At 61.5% G+C, this 17,289-nt stretch carries 16 protein-coding genes; 5 read left to right on the top strand and 11 right to left on the bottom strand.

Annotated elements, in window-relative coordinates; genetic code table 11:
* Positions 1 to 143: 143 nt before the first annotated feature.
* The 6 genes from lepB to rpoE all read right to left on the bottom strand — a co-directional run bounded on the left by lepB (position 144) and on the right by rpoE (position 6,773).
* Positions 144 to 998: a signal peptidase I gene (gene lepB / locus MOP87_RS04140; protein ID WP_023535203.1), complete on the bottom strand. Its 855-nt coding sequence runs from the start codon at positions 996 to 998 to the stop codon at positions 144 to 146.
* 5 nt (positions 999 to 1,003) lie between these two features.
* Positions 1,004 to 2,803: a translation elongation factor 4 gene (gene lepA, locus MOP87_RS04135; RefSeq protein WP_023535281.1), complete on the bottom strand. Its 1,800-nt coding sequence runs from the start codon at positions 2,801 to 2,803 to the stop codon at positions 1,004 to 1,006.
* A 182-nt stretch (positions 2,804 to 2,985) separates the two neighbouring features.
* Positions 2,986 to 4,422, bottom strand: coding sequence for a DegQ family serine endoprotease (locus MOP87_RS04130; RefSeq protein ID WP_027915380.1), 1,437 nt, complete (start codon positions 4,420 to 4,422; stop codon positions 2,986 to 2,988).
* A 175-nt stretch (positions 4,423 to 4,597) separates the two neighbouring features.
* Positions 4,598 to 5,557: a MucB/RseB C-terminal domain-containing protein gene (locus tag MOP87_RS04125; RefSeq protein WP_110607313.1), complete on the bottom strand. Its 960-nt coding sequence runs from the start codon at positions 5,555 to 5,557 to the stop codon at positions 4,598 to 4,600.
* Positions 5,558 to 5,569: 12 nt separating this feature from the next.
* A complete protein-coding gene (locus tag MOP87_RS04120; RefSeq protein ID WP_023535291.1) occupies positions 5,570 to 6,160 on the bottom strand; it encodes an RseA family anti-sigma factor in 591 nt (196 codons plus the stop codon).
* A 31-nt stretch (positions 6,161 to 6,191) separates the two neighbouring features.
* Positions 6,192 to 6,773: an RNA polymerase sigma factor RpoE gene (rpoE, locus tag MOP87_RS04115; RefSeq protein ID WP_003252049.1), complete on the bottom strand. Its 582-nt coding sequence runs from the start codon at positions 6,771 to 6,773 to the stop codon at positions 6,192 to 6,194.
* Positions 6,774 to 7,206: 433 nt separating this feature from the next.
* Here rpoE and nadB point away from each other — a divergent pair, with 433 nt between their 5' ends.
* On the top strand, positions 7,207 to 8,811 hold the full coding sequence (gene nadB / locus MOP87_RS04110; protein ID WP_110607312.1) for an L-aspartate oxidase: 1,605 nt from the start codon (positions 7,207 to 7,209) through the stop codon (positions 8,809 to 8,811).
* 220 nt (positions 8,812 to 9,031) lie between these two features.
* On the opposite strand, the gene MOP87_RS04105 is transcribed toward nadB, so the two are convergent.
* The 3 genes from MOP87_RS04105 to MOP87_RS04095 form a co-directional block, all read right to left on the bottom strand.
* Positions 9,032 to 9,280, bottom strand: a complete 249-nt coding sequence (locus MOP87_RS04105) for a hypothetical protein (RefSeq protein ID WP_242810154.1) — start codon at positions 9,278 to 9,280, stop codon at positions 9,032 to 9,034.
* A gap of 689 nt (positions 9,281 to 9,969) precedes the next feature.
* Positions 9,970 to 10,428, bottom strand: coding sequence for a protein YgfX (locus MOP87_RS04100; RefSeq protein ID WP_242810153.1), 459 nt, complete (start codon positions 10,426 to 10,428; stop codon positions 9,970 to 9,972).
* Positions 10,412 to 10,666, bottom strand: coding sequence for a succinate dehydrogenase assembly factor 2 (locus tag MOP87_RS04095; RefSeq protein ID WP_023534507.1), 255 nt, complete (start codon positions 10,664 to 10,666; stop codon positions 10,412 to 10,414). The genes MOP87_RS04100 and MOP87_RS04095 overlap by 17 nt, the downstream gene beginning before the upstream one ends.
* Positions 10,667 to 10,801: 135 nt before the next feature.
* Between MOP87_RS04095 and MOP87_RS04090 the strand changes: the two genes are divergently transcribed.
* Together MOP87_RS04090 and MOP87_RS04085 are read left to right on the top strand one after the other, a co-directional pair.
* Positions 10,802 to 11,743: a folate-binding protein YgfZ gene (locus MOP87_RS04090; protein WP_027914571.1), complete on the top strand. Its 942-nt coding sequence runs from the start codon at positions 10,802 to 10,804 to the stop codon at positions 11,741 to 11,743.
* 56 nt (positions 11,744 to 11,799) lie between these two features.
* Complete coding sequence (locus tag MOP87_RS04085) at positions 11,800 to 12,606, top strand: HDOD domain-containing protein (RefSeq protein WP_023534337.1); 807 nt, start codon at positions 11,800 to 11,802, stop codon at positions 12,604 to 12,606.
* A 45-nt stretch (positions 12,607 to 12,651) separates the two neighbouring features.
* Here MOP87_RS04085 and MOP87_RS04080 read toward each other — a convergent pair whose 3' ends face one another.
* Both MOP87_RS04080 and MOP87_RS04075 read right to left on the bottom strand, forming a co-directional pair.
* On the bottom strand, positions 12,652 to 14,031 hold the full coding sequence (locus tag MOP87_RS04080) for a sensor histidine kinase (RefSeq protein ID WP_049696474.1): 1,380 nt from the start codon (positions 14,029 to 14,031) through the stop codon (positions 12,652 to 12,654).
* Positions 14,024 to 14,695 carry a response regulator gene (locus MOP87_RS04075; RefSeq protein ID WP_027914569.1) on the bottom strand — a complete coding sequence of 224 codons (672 nt, stop codon included), beginning with the start codon at positions 14,693 to 14,695 and terminating at the stop codon, positions 14,024 to 14,026. Before MOP87_RS04075 ends, MOP87_RS04080 begins: the two co-directional genes overlap by 8 nt.
* A 198-nt stretch (positions 14,696 to 14,893) precedes the next feature.
* Here MOP87_RS04075 and MOP87_RS04070 point away from each other — a divergent pair, with 198 nt between their 5' ends.
* Both MOP87_RS04070 and MOP87_RS04065 read left to right on the top strand, forming a co-directional pair.
* Positions 14,894 to 16,183 (top strand): OprD family porin, encoded by a 1,290-nt coding sequence (locus MOP87_RS04070; protein ID WP_028687231.1) that lies wholly within the window; start codon positions 14,894 to 14,896, stop codon positions 16,181 to 16,183.
* A 32-nt stretch (positions 16,184 to 16,215) separates the two neighbouring features.
* The gene (locus MOP87_RS04065; RefSeq protein WP_028687230.1) at positions 16,216 to 17,196 is read left to right on the top strand and encodes a tripartite tricarboxylate transporter substrate binding protein; all 981 of its coding nucleotides are present in this window, start codon (positions 16,216 to 16,218) and stop codon (positions 17,194 to 17,196) included.
* The last annotated feature ends 93 nt before the right edge of the window (positions 17,197 to 17,289 follow it).

Genomic DNA, 17,289 nt, shown 5'->3' with positions numbered 1-17,289 from the left:
TCGTTGTTAAACGCGTTGTTCAAATCAGCATCCTGAAAGACGGTTTGGCCATGGTCACCGCACGCTGCGGCGAATCTCCCATCCTTGAGACACAGCCTATGTCAGAAAAGCATTCGGCGCTGTATGGACAGCGCCGAAGGGTATCAATGGATCAGTCCGACCCGCGACAAGTTGGGCAGGTGGCTGAGTTTTGGCTCAGGCCAGCTCATCCATACTGCGAAAGCCTTGCCAACGATGTTGCGGTCCGGAACCATGCCGTGCAGTTCCTTGGGAATGTTGGGGTCATCCCAGTAGCGGCTGTCGTTGGAGTTGTCGCGGTTGTCGCCCATCATGAAGTAATGGCCGGCTGGCACCGTCCATTGCTGGTCCGGCGGCATACGGTAACGGCTCATCTCCTTGCGGATCAGGTGCTCGGCAGCACCGAGCTTTTCCTTGTACAGCTGGGCGCTGCCCAGCGTCCCAGGCTCGGTACCCACCAGTTGCTCGGCGACCCGCTGACCGTTGACGAACAACTGCTTGTCGTTGGTGTAGCGGATCTGGTCACCGGGCAAGCCAACGACCCGCTTGATGTAGTTGACGTTCGGGTCGCTGGGGTAGCGGAACACCATCACATCGCCGCGCTGTGGGTCGCCCACCTCGATGACCTTCTTGTCGATCACCGGCAAGCGGATGCCATAGGAGAACTTGTTCACCAGGATGAAGTCACCCACTTCCAGCGTGGGTTTCATCGACCCCGACGGAATCTGGAAAGGTTCGACCAGGAACGAGCGCAGCACCAGCACGATGAACAGCACCGGGAAGAACGACTTGCCGTATTCGACCAGCAAGGGTTCCTTGTTCAGGCGCTCGACCACCGCCGGTTCCGGCTGGCTGACACTGCCCTGGTAAGTGGCGATCGCCGCACGTCGGCGCGGCGCCAGGAACAGAAGGTCGATCAGGCCCAACAGACCGCACACGAACACGGCAATGACGAGCAACAGCGGGAAATTTAGCGACATAGGACCTAACTATCCAACCTGAGCACGGCGAGGAAGGCTTCTTGTGGAATTTCCACGTTGCCCACCTGTTTCATGCGTTTCTTACCGGCCTTCTGCTTCTCAAGCAGCTTCTTCTTACGGCTGACGTCGCCGCCATAACATTTGGCCAGTACGTTCTTTCTGAGCGCCTTGACAGTGGTACGCGCGATGATCTGGCCACCAATGGCTGCCTGGATCGCCACATCGAACATCTGCCGCGGGATCAGTTCCTTCATCTTCTCGGTCAACGCGCGGCCTTTGTACGCAGCGTTGTCGCGGTGCACGATCAATGCCAGGGCATCGACCTTGTCACCGTTGATCAACACGTCCAGCTTGACCAGGTTGGCCGACTGGTAACGATCGAAGTGATAGTCCAGCGAAGCATAGCCACGGCTGGTGGACTTCAAGCGGTCGAAGAAGTCCAGTACCACTTCGTTCATCGGCATGTCGTAACGCACTTGCACCTGGCTGCCCAGGAACTGCATGTCGCGCTGAACGCCACGCTTCTCGATACACAAGGTGATCACGTTGCCCAGGTGTTCTTGTGGCACCAGGATGGTCGCGGTCACGATGGGCTCGCGGAAGTCGGTGACCGACGAGACGTCTGGGAGCTTCGACGGGTTGTCGACGACGATGGTTTCACCGGTCTTGAGTTCCAGCTCGTAGATCACGCTGGGCGCGGTGGTGATCAGGTCCAGGTCGTACTCGCGCTCCAGGCGCTCCTGGATGATCTCCATGTGCAGCATGCCCAGGAACCCGCAGCGGAAGCCAAAGCCCAGGGCGTCGGAGCTTTCGGGCATGTATTGCAGGGACGAATCGTTGAGCGTCAGCTTCTGCAAGGCATCGCGGAAGTCTTCGAAGTCATCGGAACTGACCGGGAACAGACCGGCGTATACCTGCGGCTGGATCTTCTTGAACCCAGGCAGCACTTCGACTTCCGGGGTGGAAGACAGGGTCAGGGTATCGCCGACCGGGGCACCGTGGATGTCCTTGATGCTGGCGATGATGAAGCCCACTTCGCCGGCTTTGAGGTCGGCGGTTTGGGTGTGCTTGGGCGTGAAGACGCCCACGCTGTCGACCAGGTGCAGCTTGCCGGTGGACTTGACCAGGATCTTGTCGCCTTTCTTGACGCGACCATGGCGCACGCGCACCAGCGAGACCACGCCCAGGTAGTTGTCGAACCAGGAGTCGATGATCAGGGCTTGCAGTGGCGCGTCGATATCGCCGGTCGGTGCGGGAATGGTGTGCACCAGGCGTTCGAGCACCTCGTCCACCCCCATGCCGCTCTTGGCACTGCAGGCCACGGCATCGGTGGCATCGATGCCGATGATCTTCTCGATTTCGTCCTTGACGCGATCGGGATCGGCCTGTGGCAGGTCCATCTTGTTCAGGACCGGCATGACTTCCAGGCCTTGCTCGATGGCCGTGTAGCAGTTGGCGACGGACTGGGCCTCGACACCCTGGCCGGCATCGACCACCAGCAACGCCCCTTCGCACGCCGCCAGCGAGCGCGAGACTTCATAGGTGAAGTCGACGTGGCCGGGGGTATCGATGAAGTTGAGCTGGTAGACCTTGCCGTCCTGGGCCTTGTAGTTGAGCGTGACGCTGTGGGCCTTGATGGTGATCCCGCGTTCGCGCTCCAGGTCCATGGAGTCGAGCACCTGGGCTTCCATTTCGCGCGCAGTCAGGCCACCGCACATTTGAATGAAACGGTCGGCCAGCGTCGACTTGCCATGGTCGATGTGGGCGATGATGGAGAAATTGCGGATATGACTCAAATCACTCACGGGTCAACACTCGGAAAAGGCTGCGAGCCGGACGCCCGCCGAAAAATAGCCGGCAATTGTACCTGAAGCTGCCAGGATGTGGGAGATTCCTCTGCCCGGCCGTCACCTGCAGCTTGGCATTGAAATGTCACTGCACATGAAAAAGGGCAGCTGTCGCTGCCCTCCTCCCGTATTCGCCGCGCTTACTCGGCGAGCTTGAAGGTGATGAAGCTGGCGCGCCCCTGGCGCAACACGCGCATGGACACGGAGCGGTTCTTCGGCAGCTCCTTGGCGATTTGCGTGAATTCCTTGGCCGAACCGATGGCCTGGTTGTTCAGGTGACTGATGACGTCACCCGGACGCAGGCCGATCAGCGCGGCCGGACCATCCTGCACTTCCTTGATGACCACGCCGCCCTTGAGCTCCAGGGATTTCTTCTGCTCGGCAGTAAGATCGGCCACCGAAACGCCCAGGCGATTGCTGCTGCGCTCGACATTGCTGTCGCCGGCACCGGCGCCGATGTCGGCATCGTCATCTGGCAGTGCGCCAACACTGACATCAAGGGTCTGGCGCTTGCCGTTGCGAATGATGTCCAGCTTGGCCTTGGCACCATCCTTCAAGCCACCTACCAGATGCGGCAGGTCGGCAGACATGACGATCGGCTGGCCATTCATGCTCAGGATGACATCACCGACCTGCAGGCCCCCTTTGGCAGCCGGGCCGTTTTCCAGCACCTGAGCGACCAGCGCACCGGCAGGCTTGTCCAGACCGAAGGATTCAGCCAGGTCCTTGTTGACCTCCTGGATGACGACGCCCAGCCAGCCACGGCTGACCTTGCCGTCCTTCTTCAGCTGATTCGAGACATCGATGGCCACGTCGATCGGGATCGCGAACGACAGGCCCATGAAGCCACCGGAGCGCGTGAAGATCTGCGAGTTGATCCCCACCACCTCGCCGTTCATGTTGAACAGCGGCCCACCCGAGTTGCCCGGGTTGATCGCAACGTCGGTCTGGATGAACGGCACATAGGTGTCGTTGGGCAGGGTGCGACCCTTGGCGCTGACGATACCTTTGGTCACCGAATGGTCAAAGCCGAACGGCGAGCCGATGGCCAATACCCATTCGCCGACCTTGAGCTTTTCAGAATCCCCCAGCTTGACGGTAGGCAGGTTCTTACCCTCCACCTTCAGCAGTGCGACGTCGGTGCGCGGGTCGGTACCGACCAGCTTGGCTTGCAACTCGCTGCGGTCGGACAAGCGCACGATGATTTCGTCGGCATCGGCGATGACATGGTTATTGGTCAGTACATAGCCGTCGCTGGAGATGATGAAGCCCGAGCCCAGTGACTGCGCCTCACGCTGACGGTCACCACGCGGTGCACGCGGTTGCTGCGGAAGGTTGCGCTCGAAGAATTCGCGGAACATTGGCGGCAGGCCTTCGAGATCCGGCATTTGACCTGCGGCGATGCGACGGTCCGGAAGCTTCTGCTTGGTACTGATGTTGACGACCGCCGGCGAGGCTTGCTCGACCAGCGTTGTGAAATCCGGCAGGGCTTCTTCAGCCTGGACCGTCAGCACTTGCCCGAGCATCAGCACGGCCGCGAAGAACGATAGATAGGGTTTCAAACGAGGTATTGACATACGGCTCCCGTCACAACGAGCGGTAATTAAGAAACGACCCTGCACAACGCAGCAATGGCCAGGCTCCCAGAAGCCTGACCTATAGAAAATTTGCCGTCAGATTGCAAATGACAATGCTTTAATTTCATTTCAAAAAGCCACGCCCTGAGCGGGACCGCTCGCCATTAGCCTTTGCTCACTGGCCCGCCTGAGCGTCTTGAGGACGCATCGACAAGGCAACGCGTTCGGCCGTGCCTAGCGGAATCTCGCCAACGACGGTCACCATCATCTGGCCCTTTGGCGTACTCAGGCGCCGCGATACTGCCGATGTCGGGCCCAACTGGGTACGCACATCAGCGCCAGCCTCGCCCTTCACAGGCTCGATGAAGACAGAGAAACGCGCCAGACCGTCGTCATACATCAAGGTGCTGACCGGGCTGCCCTGCCCAGGTTCGCGGCGGATGGCGCTATTGACCACTTCGAACCCTGACGGTAGCCAATCGGAGCGCCACCCAGAGACAGCCCCACCGGCAGGCGCCGCTGCCACCACGGGCTTGCAGGCCGAACTGGGGCGCAGGTCTTCGTCGGTAGGCATGCGTGCTTCAAGCCGGGTCATCTGGAACCGCTCAAGCAGTTGACCTTTCTCGTTGAGCATCAGCGAGCGCAGCGGTAAGCCCGTTGCACGGTCCAGATGCAGCTCGTAACCGTAACGGTGCTGATCACGCGGTGAAAGTGACACGACCACCGCGTCCCGGCCTGCAACGCGAGACTTGCCGGACACGGACAGGTCGTACCAACTCATGAGTTTGAGGGGGTCAAGGCGGCGTGGCGCGCTATCGGGCGGCGCCGAAATACCTTCGGCAAGCCCGCCACTGACGCATTGTACCTTGCCATCGACGCGCACGATTTCCTGGGCGACGCCATCGAGCTGCAGCAGCCGCTCGCTGACCTTGCCCTCTTGGACACGGTGCCAGATATCGTGGGTTGAAAAGCTGCCGTTACGTTCGTAAACGAAGGAGCCCAGGTAGCTCTGTCGTTGCTCGGCCTGTGCCAGCTTGTTCAGCCACTCGTTCGCCTCGGGCGAAGAATTGGCTGCCAACGCTGGCACCGTCATGCAGCTGCCGAGCAGCAGCGACAGGAGAGGTAGCGCGCGCATGAGCCTCCCTAATTAGCGGTTTTCCAGGCTGGCGGCGCGAGCGTAAGGCAGTGCGGTTTCAGAACCCTTCAGAGCGGACTCCTGGGCATGTTGGCGCAGGTAACCTGGCAGACGCTGGTCCCAGCCAGCCTGGTTCTGCAAAACACCGTTGGCCATCGGGCCAGTCGGCTGATCGCTGCTTTCGCTGTAGCCGGCCAGCACGGCAGGGCCTTGGGCCTGCGGCACGGTCACACCCTGCTGAACAGGCTGCTGGGCCGCAAGCTGGGCACCGGTAATATCATCCTGGTTGTACAGGCGCACACCTGCCAGTACGGCGAGGGTCACCGACGCGGCAACAGCCACGCGGCTTACGGTGCGCCATGGGCCTTGCTTGGCCTTGGCAGGCACGGCCTCATCGGCCAGCGCTGCGGATACCGCCGAGGCGATGTCCAGGTTAGGCAGCAGCAGCTCCTTGTGCATGGCTGCACGGGCTACCTGGTAACGGGACCAGGTAGCACGGGTTTCGGCATCGTCGACGGCATTCAACACCCGACGCAATTCCAGTTGGTCCGCTTCGTTATCCATTACCGCGGACAGCGATTCCTGCAAAGCTTCACGACTCATGGCGGTTCCTCTCTTGGCTGTAGCCGCTGTCTCAGGTTTCCTGCAGCAAAGGCTGCAAGGCTTTGTCAATGGCCTCCCGAGCGCGGAAGATACGAGAGCGCACGGTACCCACTGGACATTGCATGACGCTGGCAATGTCTTCGTAACTCAGGCCATCGAACTCTCGCAGGGTCAGCGCCGTACGCAAGTCTTCTGGCAGTTGCTGAATGGTGCGATGGACAGTGCCTTCGATCTCATCCCGCAACAAGGAGCGCTCTGGAGACTCAAGATCCTTGAGGCCATGATCGCCGTCGTAAAACTCCGCATCCTCGGAGCTCACATCGCTGTCTGGCGGCCGTCTTCCACGGGACACCAGGTAGTTCTTCGCCGTGTTGATGGCGATGCGGTACAGCCACGTATAAAACGCACTGTCACCGCGGAAATTGCCAAGCGCACGGTACGCCTTGATGAACGCTTCTTGTGCAACGTCCTGGGCTTCGTGGGTGTCATGGACAAACCGCACGATCAACCCGAGAATCTTGTGCTGGTACTTCAGCACCAATAGATCGAAAGCTCGCCTGTCGCCGCGTTGTACGCGCTCGACCAGTTGCTGATCTTCTTCCTGGGTTAGCATGAACACTCCTCGGTGATCTCGAAGGAGCGTTGCAGCAGCCATCGCTCAGGCTTGCAACCATAGACTCGGGCTTTGCGCAAAAGTTCTCCCCTCCAAGCAAGTTTCCTGCAGACCTTGAGCGGCGTGCACGGAAGACGCGGCACGGCAGCAGCCGACAACGTCGATAATCAGGTTACGAATACGCAGGTGAGCCCAATGTCGAGCTACCACCCTGCGTCGCCGCGGCAAATTGTTGGCGTGCGGGCAGCCTTCATAGGATTTCCAGCCACGCTGGAAAGTTCCCACAATGCCTGCCGTTACCGGGCGAGCGGCATGGAAAAGGGCCACCCGAGGCTGCTATAAAGGCCACCCGGCCATTAAACGATAGTTTCACAATGCCATCGACGCATGACTATTGTGCCGTGCCCCCTCCGAAGATTACTAGTGTCCTGACATGAGCCAACAATTCCAACATGATGTCCTGGTTATCGGCAGCGGCGCAGCGGGCCTGAGCCTGGCCCTGAACCTGCCTGCGAATCTGCGCATTGCGGTGCTGAGCAAGGGTGACCTGGCCAGCGGTTCGACCTACTGGGCCCAAGGGGGCGTAGCGGCCGTACTGGACGGCGCCGATACGATTCAGTCCCACGTGGAGGACACCCTCAATGCCGGCGGTGGCCTGTGCCACGAAGACGCTGTTCGCTTTACCGTGGAGCACAGCCGCGAAGCCATCGAGTGGCTGATCGAGCAAGGCGTGCCGTTTACCCGGGATGAGCCCAACGGCGTGGTCGACGCAGGCTTCGAATTTCACCTGACACGTGAAGGCGGCCATAGCCACCGGCGCATCATCCATGCCGCCGACGCCACGGGCGCGGCCATCTTCAACACCTTGCTGGCCCAGGCCAGGCAGCGCCCGAACATCGAGCTGCTGGAGCAGCGTGTGGCGGTGGACCTGATCACCGAGCGGCGCCTGGGCCTGGACGGCGAGCGCTGCCTGGGTGCCTACGTGCTGGACCGCAACACGGGCCAAGTGGACACGTTCGGCGCGCGGTTCACGGTGTTGGCCACGGGTGGGGCGGCGAAAGTGTACTTGTACACCAGCAACCCAGATGGCGCGTGCGGCGATGGTATCGCCATGGCCTGGCGGGCTGGCTGCAGGGTCGCGAACCTTGAGTTCAACCAGTTCCACCCTACGTGCCTTTATCACCCGCAGGCCAAGAGCTTTTTGATCACCGAGGCCTTGCGTGGCGAAGGCGCCCTGCTTCGCCTGCCCAACGGGGAGCGCTTCATGCCCCGCTTCGACCCACGCGAGGAGCTTGCCCCGCGCGACATCGTGGCACGGGCGATCGACCATGAAATGAAGCGCCTGGGGGTGGACTGCGTCTACCTGGACATCTCGCACAAGCCTGTCGAGTTCATCAAGAACCATTTCCCTACCGTTTACGAGCGGTGCCTGGGCTTTGGCATCGACATCACCCGCCAGCCGATACCTGTGGTGCCGGCAGCGCACTATACCTGTGGTGGCGTCATGGTGGACGACCGGGGGCACACGGATGTACCGGGGCTGTATGCGATTGGTGAAACCAGCTTCACGGGGCTGCATGGCGCCAATCGCATGGCCAGCAACTCGCTGCTGGAGTGCTTCGTCTACGGTCGGGCTGCGGCGGCCGACATCCAGGCGAACCTCGAGAATGTCGGCATGCCAATGGCCTTGCCTGGGTGGGATGCCAGCCAGGTCACGGACTCGGACGAGGATGTGATCATTGCGCATAACTGGGATGAGCTACGGCGCTTCATGTGGGATTACGTGGGGATCGTGCGAACCAGCAAGCGGTTGCAGCGGGCGCAGCATCGCGTGCGGTTGTTGCTCGATGAAATCGACGAGTTCTACAGCAACTACAAGGTCAGTCGGGATTTGATCGAGTTGCGCAATCTGGCGCAGGTGGCGGAGTTGATGATTCGCTCGGCGATGCAGCGCAAGGAGAGCCGGGGGTTGCATTACACGTTGGATTATCCGGCGATGCTTGGCGAGGCCAGAGACACGGTGCTTGAGCCCGATTGAATGGTTGGGGGAAGATGGGGACTGCAGGATTTAGCTTCGCGGCCCACATTGTCGGGGCCGGTCTGGCGTCCCGGCAAGACCGCTTCTACGCGCGTGCGTGCTGTTTAGGGATACGCTGCTGCTTATTGAGATGTGTTTAACAGCGAGCACTGTGCCAAACAGCATACCCCTGATATAAAACCGGTATAACGCGAGCTCATATATTAACTTTCTGAATCTTTCATAACTCACACCCACGAAGCACCCCAACGCTCTTGCCTTTGATCTTGATCTTGATCTTGATCTTGATCTTGATCTTGATCTTGATCTTGATCTTCCTCTTGCTCTTGCTCTTGCTCTTGCTCTTGCTCTTGATCTTGCTCTTGCTCTTGCTCTTGCTCTTGCTCTTGCTCTTGATCTTGATCTTGCTTTTGATCTTCGCGACTTCAGAAGGCCGAACGCAGGTCTTGCGGAGGGAGGTGACAGGCATGGATGCCTGTCAAGCGCTGGGCCCCAGGATGGGGCCTACAGCGCGGTCCTCCCGGGAGCAAGACCGGAGTGAGGGAACCCCGAAGCGCAGCGTAGGGGCCGTATGAATGGAGCGCAGCCTTTTTTGGTTACTTTTTGTGGCGTTTGACAAAAAGTGACTCGCCGTAAGGGCGAAAAGGTGATTAAGCGTCGCCATCGCAAATGGACTATGCTCTCTTTCAATACCCACACCAATGCAATCAAAGTTCAAAGTTCAAAGTTCAAAGTTCAAAGTTCAAATTTCAAAGTTCGAAGTTCAAAGCGTGGGCGCATACAGCAAGTTGGTATTCATTGGCGCGGGTGGCGCACAGTCACCCTTCCGCCCTTACGGCGGCTCACTTTTTGTCTTGGCAAAAAGTAAGCAAAAACCGCCTGCTCCTATCATCCGGCCCCTACGCTACGCTCCGGGGTTCCCTCGCTCCGGGCTTGCTCCCGGGAGGACCGCGCTGCAGGCCCCATCCTGGGGCCCAGCGCTTGACAGGCATCCATGCCTGTCACCTCCCTCCGCAAGCCCTGCGCTCGGCCTCCTGAAGTCGCGATCTGCAGTGTCTGAACTACCGCGCGCTTAGAAGCCAAAGCAAGAGCAAGAGCAAGAGCAAGGACAAGGGCAAGGGCAAGGGCAAGGGCAGACGCGGCGCCAGCCTGCATAGTTTAGTGCTGCATGGGCGCCACCCAGCGCCTGCGGCTGAACTTCAACCTCACCCGCAAACGCCGATGCTCATCGATCCCAAGCGCATCCCAGGGCACACATTGGCTGCGCCCCCACCCTGCCCCAACCGGTACGAATCTCAGCACTACGAGCGCGGGCAACGCGATGCTGTCACGACACAGCCGCACAGGCTGCCACCCCCGGGCCCTTGAAAACACCCACCAGCCGGCTCCATCACGACGAAGCCCGGTGACAGCCTGAACATGCGTCAACAGAATACGACGGGGAATAGCCCATGTCGCATGAACACTACATGCAGCGATCACCAGCAGCCCCAACCAGAACGGTAACGGGCTGACAAGCACGGCGAACCAGGCGAGCGCCTGGCTGATCAGGTAGGCCACCAGCAACAGGCGTGAGCCCTGCCAGCGGCATTCGAACCACTCACTTGGGTTGGACACGGTCCAGGATGATGCGAACCATGCGCTGCAACTCCGGGTCCTCGGACTCGGTACGCTCCATGAACCAGCCGAACATGTCCTGGTCCTCACAGCTTAGCAGCCGAACATACAACTGACGATCGGTTTCGTTGAGGCTGGGGTAGACCTCCTGGGTGAAAGGCACTAGCAGGACGTCCAGTTCCAGCATACCGCGGCGGCTATGCCAGAAAAGCCGGTTGAGTTCAGTTTGTTCGACCATGGGGCCCTCCTCGAGTGGCCCGCCAGTATACAGTCAGCCGCGCGAAGCGACAGCCAACTGTTGGTCTAAGTCACCTACCTATTTTGTTACCAGCGTTCTATGATGGCCCCAGACTTTAAGCCACCGCGATGACCCATGGCCGATACCGCTTTCTTCTGCCCTCTGTCCCACGAAGGCATTCTCGCTGTCCGCGGCTCCGATGCAGGCAAATTCCTGCAGGGCCAGCTGACCTGCAACATCAACTACCTCAGCCCCGAATACGCCAGCTTTGGCGCACGTTGCATGGTCAAGGGGCGCATGCAGTCCAGCTTCAGAATCTTGCCTGAAGGCAACGGTTACCTCCTGGCCATGGCCAGTGAATTGCTGGAGCCTCAGCTGGCCGACCTGAAGAAATACGCTGTGTTTTCCAAGGCCACCCTGACCGACGAAAGCGCCGCCTGGGTGCGTTTCGGCCTGCACGACGGCCAGGCAGCGCTTGTGGCACTGGGGCTGGAACTGGCGCCCGAAGCCGGCAGCACGGCGCGGCAGGAAGGGCTGATCGCTGTAACGGTCAGCACCGGCCGCACCGAGCTCTGGGTACCGGCAGATCAGGCAGGCGAGGTTCGCAAGACCCTGGCCGACACACTACCCGAAGCCGGCCTCAACCCATGGCTGCTGGGGCAGATCCGCGCCGGGATCGGTCAGGTGCTGGGGCCTACCCGCGAGCAGTTCATTCCGCAAATGATCAACCTGCAAGCCGTCGATGGCGTCAGCTTCAAGAAAGGGTGCTACACCGGCCAGGAAATCGTTGCACGCATGCAGTACCTGGGCAAGCTCAAGCGTCGCATGTACCGCCTGGCAATCGATCAGCAAACCCTGCCGGCACCTGGGGAGCAGCTCTTCTCCCCCGTGCATGGCTCCTCGGTAGGTGATGTGGTGATGGCGGCCAGCACCGGCAGTGGCTGTGAGCTGCTCGCGGTGATCGCAGCCGATGCCGTGGAGGATGGCAACCTGCACTTGGGTCATCTCGAAGGCCCGCCCCTGCAGGTACTGCCCCTGCCCTACGAACTGGACCGCGACAGGGAAATCCAGCGCTGACCAGCCCCGCCCCGCTTTGACAGCGGGGCCGCTTCACCACTGCGGTAGACACGTCCATGAACAAGCTGGCCGAAATGGTCCAGGCGCAACTGCTGGATGCCATTGAAAAGGATGACCTGGTACTTCCGACTTTGCCTGAGGTTGCCTTGAGCATCCGCGAGGCCGCCGAAGACAGCGAGATCAGCGTGGCGGCCTTGAGCCGGGTGATCGGCCGCGATGCCGCCTTGTCGGCACGCCTGATCAAGGTGGTCAACAGCCCGCTGCTGCGGGCCACGGTCGAGGTGACCGAGCTGCACACGGCGATCACTCGCCTGGGCATCAACTACAGCTGCAACCTGGCCATCGGCCTGGTCATCGAGCAGATCTTCCACGCGCGTTCGCCTGCAGTTGAGCAAAAACTGCGCGAAATCTGGGCCAACAGCCTTGAGGTCGCCGGCATGAGTTACGAGTTGGCCCGGCGCTACACGCGGCTCAAGCCTGATCAGGCGGCACTGGGCGGCCTGGTCAACCAGATCGGCGCGCTGCCAGTTCTGATCTACGCCGAAGAGCACAACGAGCTGCTGTCCGATCCGGTCTGCCTGCACCATGTCATCGAACTGATCCAGCCCGTACTGGGCGACAAGATACTCAAGGCCTGGGAGTTTCCCGAACAGCTGGTCAAGCTGCCCGGCCTGGTTCAGGACCTGGATCGACAGACCGACCGCATCGACTACATCGATGTGGTCCAGATCGCCCGCTGCATCAGCCAGCGTGGGCGAGAGAGGCCGCTGGCGGCCTTGCCAGCCTACCGGCACCTGGGCTTGCCCATGGGGAGCGAGCTGCACGCCGAGGATCTGCTCGAAGCCCGCAGCTTGTTGCGCTGAGGGCTTCGCTCTGCCTGGCGGCCGGATTGATCCGAGCGCCCACGCTTAGTCAGCGATGAAACTCACCCGCACGCGCAGCCCGCCGTTGTCGCCATCATGCAGGCTGATCTGCGCCAGGTGAGCCCGGCAGATCTCCCCCACGATCGCGAGGCCCAACCCGCTGCCCTGGGCGCTACGGCGATAGAAGCGCTCGAACACCCGCTCGCGCTCGGCTTCTGGAATGCCGGGGCCGTCGTCCTCCACCTCGAGCACCGCAGGCGCGAGCACGCGCAGGATGACGTTGCCGCCCTTTGGGGTGTGGGCCAGGGCATTGTCGACCAGGTTGCTCAACAGCTCGTTGAGCAACGTCGGCTCGCCTTTGAGCCATACCGGTGCCTGCGCCTCGAGGGCCAGTGCAACGCCACGGTTGTGCGCCAACGGCGCCATGGCCATGCCCAGCTCGCGCGCCAGTTGGCTGAGGTCCAGGCGCTGGGCGCCCCCCTCGGCGATCGCACGCGCGCCGTTTTCCACACGCGCCAGTGAAAGCAACTGGTTGGCCAGGTGCGTCAATTTGTCGGTGCCCTGCGCCGCCGCTTCCAGCGTCTGGTGCCACTGTTGCGGCTCATTGGCGCGCAAACCCAGTTCCACCCGCGCTTTGAGCGCCGCCAGGGGCGTACGCAGCTCGTGGGCAGCATCGGCGATGAACTGCGCCTGGCGCTCGAACTGTGCACGCAAACGCTCGGTGAAGTGGTTGAGCGCCCCCACCAGTGGCCGCAATTCAGGCTGCACTTGTACCACCGGCAATGGGCGCAGATCGTCCGGCTGGCGCTCCTCGACCGCCGTGCGCAGGCGCTCGAGCGGTCGCAGCGCCGCACTGACGGCGAACCACACCATCACCAAAGCGCCCAGGGCCAACATGCCCAGACGCAGCAAGGTATCCCCCATCAGGCCCCGGGCCATGCTCACCCGCGCCTCATCGGTTTCAGCCACGCGAATTTCCGCCATGCCGTTCATGTTCGGCTCGCTCACCGCTTTGAGCAGGCTGACCACTCGCACGTTCTGCCCCAGATACGTCGCATCATAGAATCGCGCCAAGGCGGGGTAGTCGTCTGTACGCGGTGTACCAGACGGCGGGGGCGGCAGTTTTTCATACCCTGAAATCAGCCGTTGGTTGATGTCCAGGACCTGGTAGTAGATACGTCCTGCGCTGTCGTAGGCAAAGGTGTCGAGTGCCACATAGGGCACATCGGCGCTCAACGACCCGTCGCGTTGCGACAGGCCCGCAGCGATGGTACGGGCGGACGCCAGCAGTGTCCGGTCGTAGGCGGTGTCCGCCGCCTCGCGGCCGTTCCAGTAGGCACTGAGCCCACTGGCCAGCATCAGGACCACCAGCAGCAGCGCCAGATTACCCAGCAGGCGCCCACGCAGGCTGACATTCTCACGCATCGCGATGCTCGAGCAGGTAACCCAGGCCGCGGAAGGTGACGATGGCCACCGAATGGCCATCAAGCTTCTTGCGCAGGCGATGAACGTAGATCTCGATGGCATCGGGGCTGGCGTCCTCGTCCAGGCCGAACACCTGGGCCGCCAACTGCTCCTTGCTCATCACCCGGCCCGGCCGAGCGATCAAGGCTTCGAGCACACCCTGCTCGCGGGAAGTCAGGGACAACGGGGCCTCATCCAAGGTGAACCGTCGGGTATCGAGGTCATACACCAGCGGCCCGCAGCGCTGCTGGCGTTCGCCCCCGAGCACACTACGGCGCAACAGCGCCTTGACCCGCGCCTCAAGCTCGGTCAGCTCGAACGGCTTGGCCAGGTAATCGTCAGCCCCCAGGTTCAGGCCATGGACCCGATCCTTGACGTCGCTGCGGGCGGTGAGCATCAGCACCGGTACGGTCTTGCCACGTCCGCGCAGACGGGCCAGCACCTCGAAGCCGTCCATGCGCGGCAAGCCCACGTCGAGCACGGCCACGGCGTAGTCCTCACTGCCAAGGGCCAGGTCGGCAGCCACCCCGTCATGCAGCACATCCACAGTCAGGCCCAGACTTTTCAAGGCCTGGGCCACACTGTCGGCCAATTGCAGATGATCTTCTACCAGCAGCACACGCATCGGATTGTCCCTGTTAGGTGGGGCGATGGCGCGGAGTGTACCCCGCCGCCGCGGCCTGTGAAGCCGGCGCGACAAACCTTTCACGCTGAAAGGTTAGCGAAAGGTTCGTTACCTAGCATCGCACCACGGTCGCCCCGAGCGCCGAATAAAGCACCAGCAAGGTGCAATCGAATAAGAACAAGAAACGGAGCCACAACGATGCTGTCATTGCAGCCGCAGGCGCTCGCACCTGCTCGTTCCCTCGCCGCACGCCCCAGCGCCATCGCCAGCGCCCTCGCGCTCGCCGGCGTCGCCCCGCTCAGCCAGGCCGCCTTCTTCGAAGACAGCACGGCCACCTTCGAAACCCGCAACATGTACTTCAATCGCGACTTTCGCGATGGCACCAGTGCGCAACAATCCAAGCGCGACGAATGGGCCCAGGGGTTCATGCTCAACCTCGAATCCGGTTACACCGAAGGTACCGTAGGCTTCGGCGTGGATGCGCTGGGCATGATGGGCATCAAGCTCGATTCAAGCCCTGACCGTACCGGCAGTGGCCTGCTGCCCACCCATGACAATGGCAAGGCTGCCGACGAGTACTCAAAGCTCGGCCTGACCGCCAAGGCCAAGATTTCCAAGACCGAACTGAAGATCGGCACCCTGATCCCTTCCCTGCCCACCCTGCGCCCCAACGATGGCCGCATTCTGCCGCAAACCTTCGAAGGCGGTCTGCTCACCTCCAAGGAAATCAAGGGCCTGACCTTCACTGGTGGGCGCCTGGACAAGGCAAAGGACCGTGACGACACCAACTGGGAAGACCTGGCACTGAACAACAAGAACGGCCGCTTCGGTGGCTCGTTCAGCGCAGACAACCTGTCGCTGGCGGGGCTGGACTATCAGTTCAGCGACCGGTTGACCGGCAGCTATCACTTCGCCCAACTGGATGACATCTACCGCCAGCACTTCATCGGCCTGCTCGCCACCCAAGCCGTAGGCCCAGGCGCACTGGCCTTCGACCTGCGCCTGGCGCTGAGCGATGACGCAGGGGCTGCCAGGGCCGGCAGCATCGACAACACCACCTTCAACGGCATGGTCAGTTATGCCCTGGGTGGGCACAAGTTCAGCGCCGGCTGGCAGCAGCTGACCGGCGACAGCGCGTTCCCCTATGTCGATGGCGCCGACCCCTACCTGGTCAACTTCGTCCAGATCAACGACTTCGCCAATGCCGACGAGCGCTCCTGGCAGGCCCGCTACGACTACAACTTTGCCGCACTCGGCGTGCCTGGCCTGACGTTCCTGACCCGCTATATCAGCGGCGACAACGTCAGCCGTGCCAGCGGTGGCGAGGGCAAGGAATGGGAGCGTGATACCGAGCTGAAATACGTGGTGCAGAACGGCCCGCTCAAAAACGTGGCGGTGCGCCTGCGAAACGCGACCTTCCGCTCCAATTTCGCCCGTGACGCCGACGAAGTGCGGCTGCTGGTGAGCTACAGCGTCGCCCTGTGGTAACCCGATAACAACAACGCCTACGGAGATAGACCATGACCTTTTCACTGCGCCGTATCGTACTGGCAACCGGCTGCCTGCTGCTGGCAGGCAATGCCCTGGCCGCCGAACCCAAACGCCCCGAATGCATCGCCCCGGCCTCGCCTGGCGGCGGCTTCGACCTGACCTGCAAGCTGGTGCAAAGCGCCTTGGTGCAGGAGAAGATCCTGAGCAAGCCCATGCGCGTGACCTACATGCCTGGCGGTGTGGGCGCTGTGGCCTACAACGCGGTAGTAGCCCAACGCCCAGCCGATGCCGGGACCCTGGTGGCCTGGTCGAGCGGTTCGCTGCTGAACCTGGCCCAGGGCAAGTTCGGTCGCTTCGATGAAAATGCAGTGAAATGGCTGGCTGCCGTCGGTACCAGCTACGGCGCGATCGCAGTCAAGAGCGACTCGCCCTACAAAACCCTCGACGACCTGGTCGCGGCGCTGAAGAAAGATCCGAGCAAGGTGGTGATCGGCTCCGGCGGCACCGTAGGCAGCCAGGACTGGATGCAAACCGCCCTGATCGCCAAGGCTGCCGGCATCAACCCACGCGACCTGCGCTACGTGGCACTTGAAGGCGGCGGCGAAATCGCCACGGCATTGCTCGGCGGCCATATCCAGGTAGGCTCCACCGACATCTCCGACTCCATGCCGCACATCGAGAGCGGCAACATGCGCCTGCTGGCCGTGTTCTCGGAAAAACGCCTGGACGACCCGGCCATGAAGGACATCCCCACTGCCAAGGAACAGGGCTATGACATCGTCTGGCCTGTGGTGCGCGGCTTCTACCTCGGCCCGAAAGTGAGCGACGAAGACTACGCCTGGTGGAAAGCCTCGTTCGACAAGATGCTGGCCTCCGAAGACTTCGCCAAATTGCGTGACCAGCGTGAGCTGTTCCCCTTCGCCATGACGGGTGAAGAGCTCGATGGCTACGTCAAGAAGCAAGTCGCTGACTACAAGATGCTGGCCAAGGAATTCGGCCTGGTGCAGTAACCCAGTCTGCCGGTTTTCCCTGGCAGGAGCAGGCAGACGCTGCCGTGCACGGCCTGGGCCTTGGCCCAGGTTCACAGGTGTGCCGCTCCCATC

Source organism: Pseudomonas sp. I3-I5 (assembly GCF_022699445.1).
In the GTDB taxonomy this organism is placed as follows: Bacteria; Pseudomonadota; Gammaproteobacteria; order Pseudomonadales; family Pseudomonadaceae; genus Aquipseudomonas; species Aquipseudomonas fulva.
The sequence above is the reverse complement of the archived record's forward strand: the minus strand, read 5'-3'. Positions and strand labels throughout refer to the sequence as shown.

Coding starts and splice junctions, on each gene's coding strand:
- MOP87_RS04065 (WP_028687230.1), top strand. CDS start 16,216: ATGACCTTTTCACTGCGCCGTATCGTACTGGCAACCGGCTGCCTGCTG.
- MOP87_RS04095 (WP_023534507.1), bottom strand. CDS start 10,666: ATGGTCGAACAAACTGAACTCAACCGGCTTTTCTGGCATAGCCGCCGC.
- MOP87_RS04085 (WP_023534337.1), top strand. CDS start 11,800: ATGAACAAGCTGGCCGAAATGGTCCAGGCGCAACTGCTGGATGCCATT.
- MOP87_RS04120 (WP_023535291.1), bottom strand. CDS start 6,160: ATGAGTCGTGAAGCTTTGCAGGAATCGCTGTCCGCGGTAATGGATAAC.
- MOP87_RS04125 (WP_110607313.1), bottom strand. CDS start 5,557: ATGCGCGCGCTACCTCTCCTGTCGCTGCTGCTCGGCAGCTGCATGACG.
- rpoE (WP_003252049.1), bottom strand. CDS start 6,773: ATGCTAACCCAGGAAGAAGATCAGCAACTGGTCGAGCGCGTACAACGC.
- MOP87_RS04080 (WP_049696474.1), bottom strand. CDS start 14,031: ATGCGTGAGAATGTCAGCCTGCGTGGGCGCCTGCTGGGTAATCTGGCG.
- nadB (WP_110607312.1), top strand. CDS start 7,207: ATGAGCCAACAATTCCAACATGATGTCCTGGTTATCGGCAGCGGCGCA.
- MOP87_RS04075 (WP_027914569.1), bottom strand. CDS start 14,695: ATGCGTGTGCTGCTGGTAGAAGATCATCTGCAATTGGCCGACAGTGTG.
- lepB (WP_023535203.1), bottom strand. CDS start 998: ATGTCGCTAAATTTCCCGCTGTTGCTCGTCATTGCCGTGTTCGTGTGC.
- MOP87_RS04070 (WP_028687231.1), top strand. CDS start 14,894: ATGCTGTCATTGCAGCCGCAGGCGCTCGCACCTGCTCGTTCCCTCGCC.
- MOP87_RS04130 (WP_027915380.1), bottom strand. CDS start 4,422: ATGTCAATACCTCGTTTGAAACCCTATCTATCGTTCTTCGCGGCCGTG.
- MOP87_RS04105 (WP_242810154.1), bottom strand. CDS start 9,280: ATGCCTGTCACCTCCCTCCGCAAGACCTGCGTTCGGCCTTCTGAAGTC.
- MOP87_RS04090 (WP_027914571.1), top strand. CDS start 10,802: ATGGCCGATACCGCTTTCTTCTGCCCTCTGTCCCACGAAGGCATTCTC.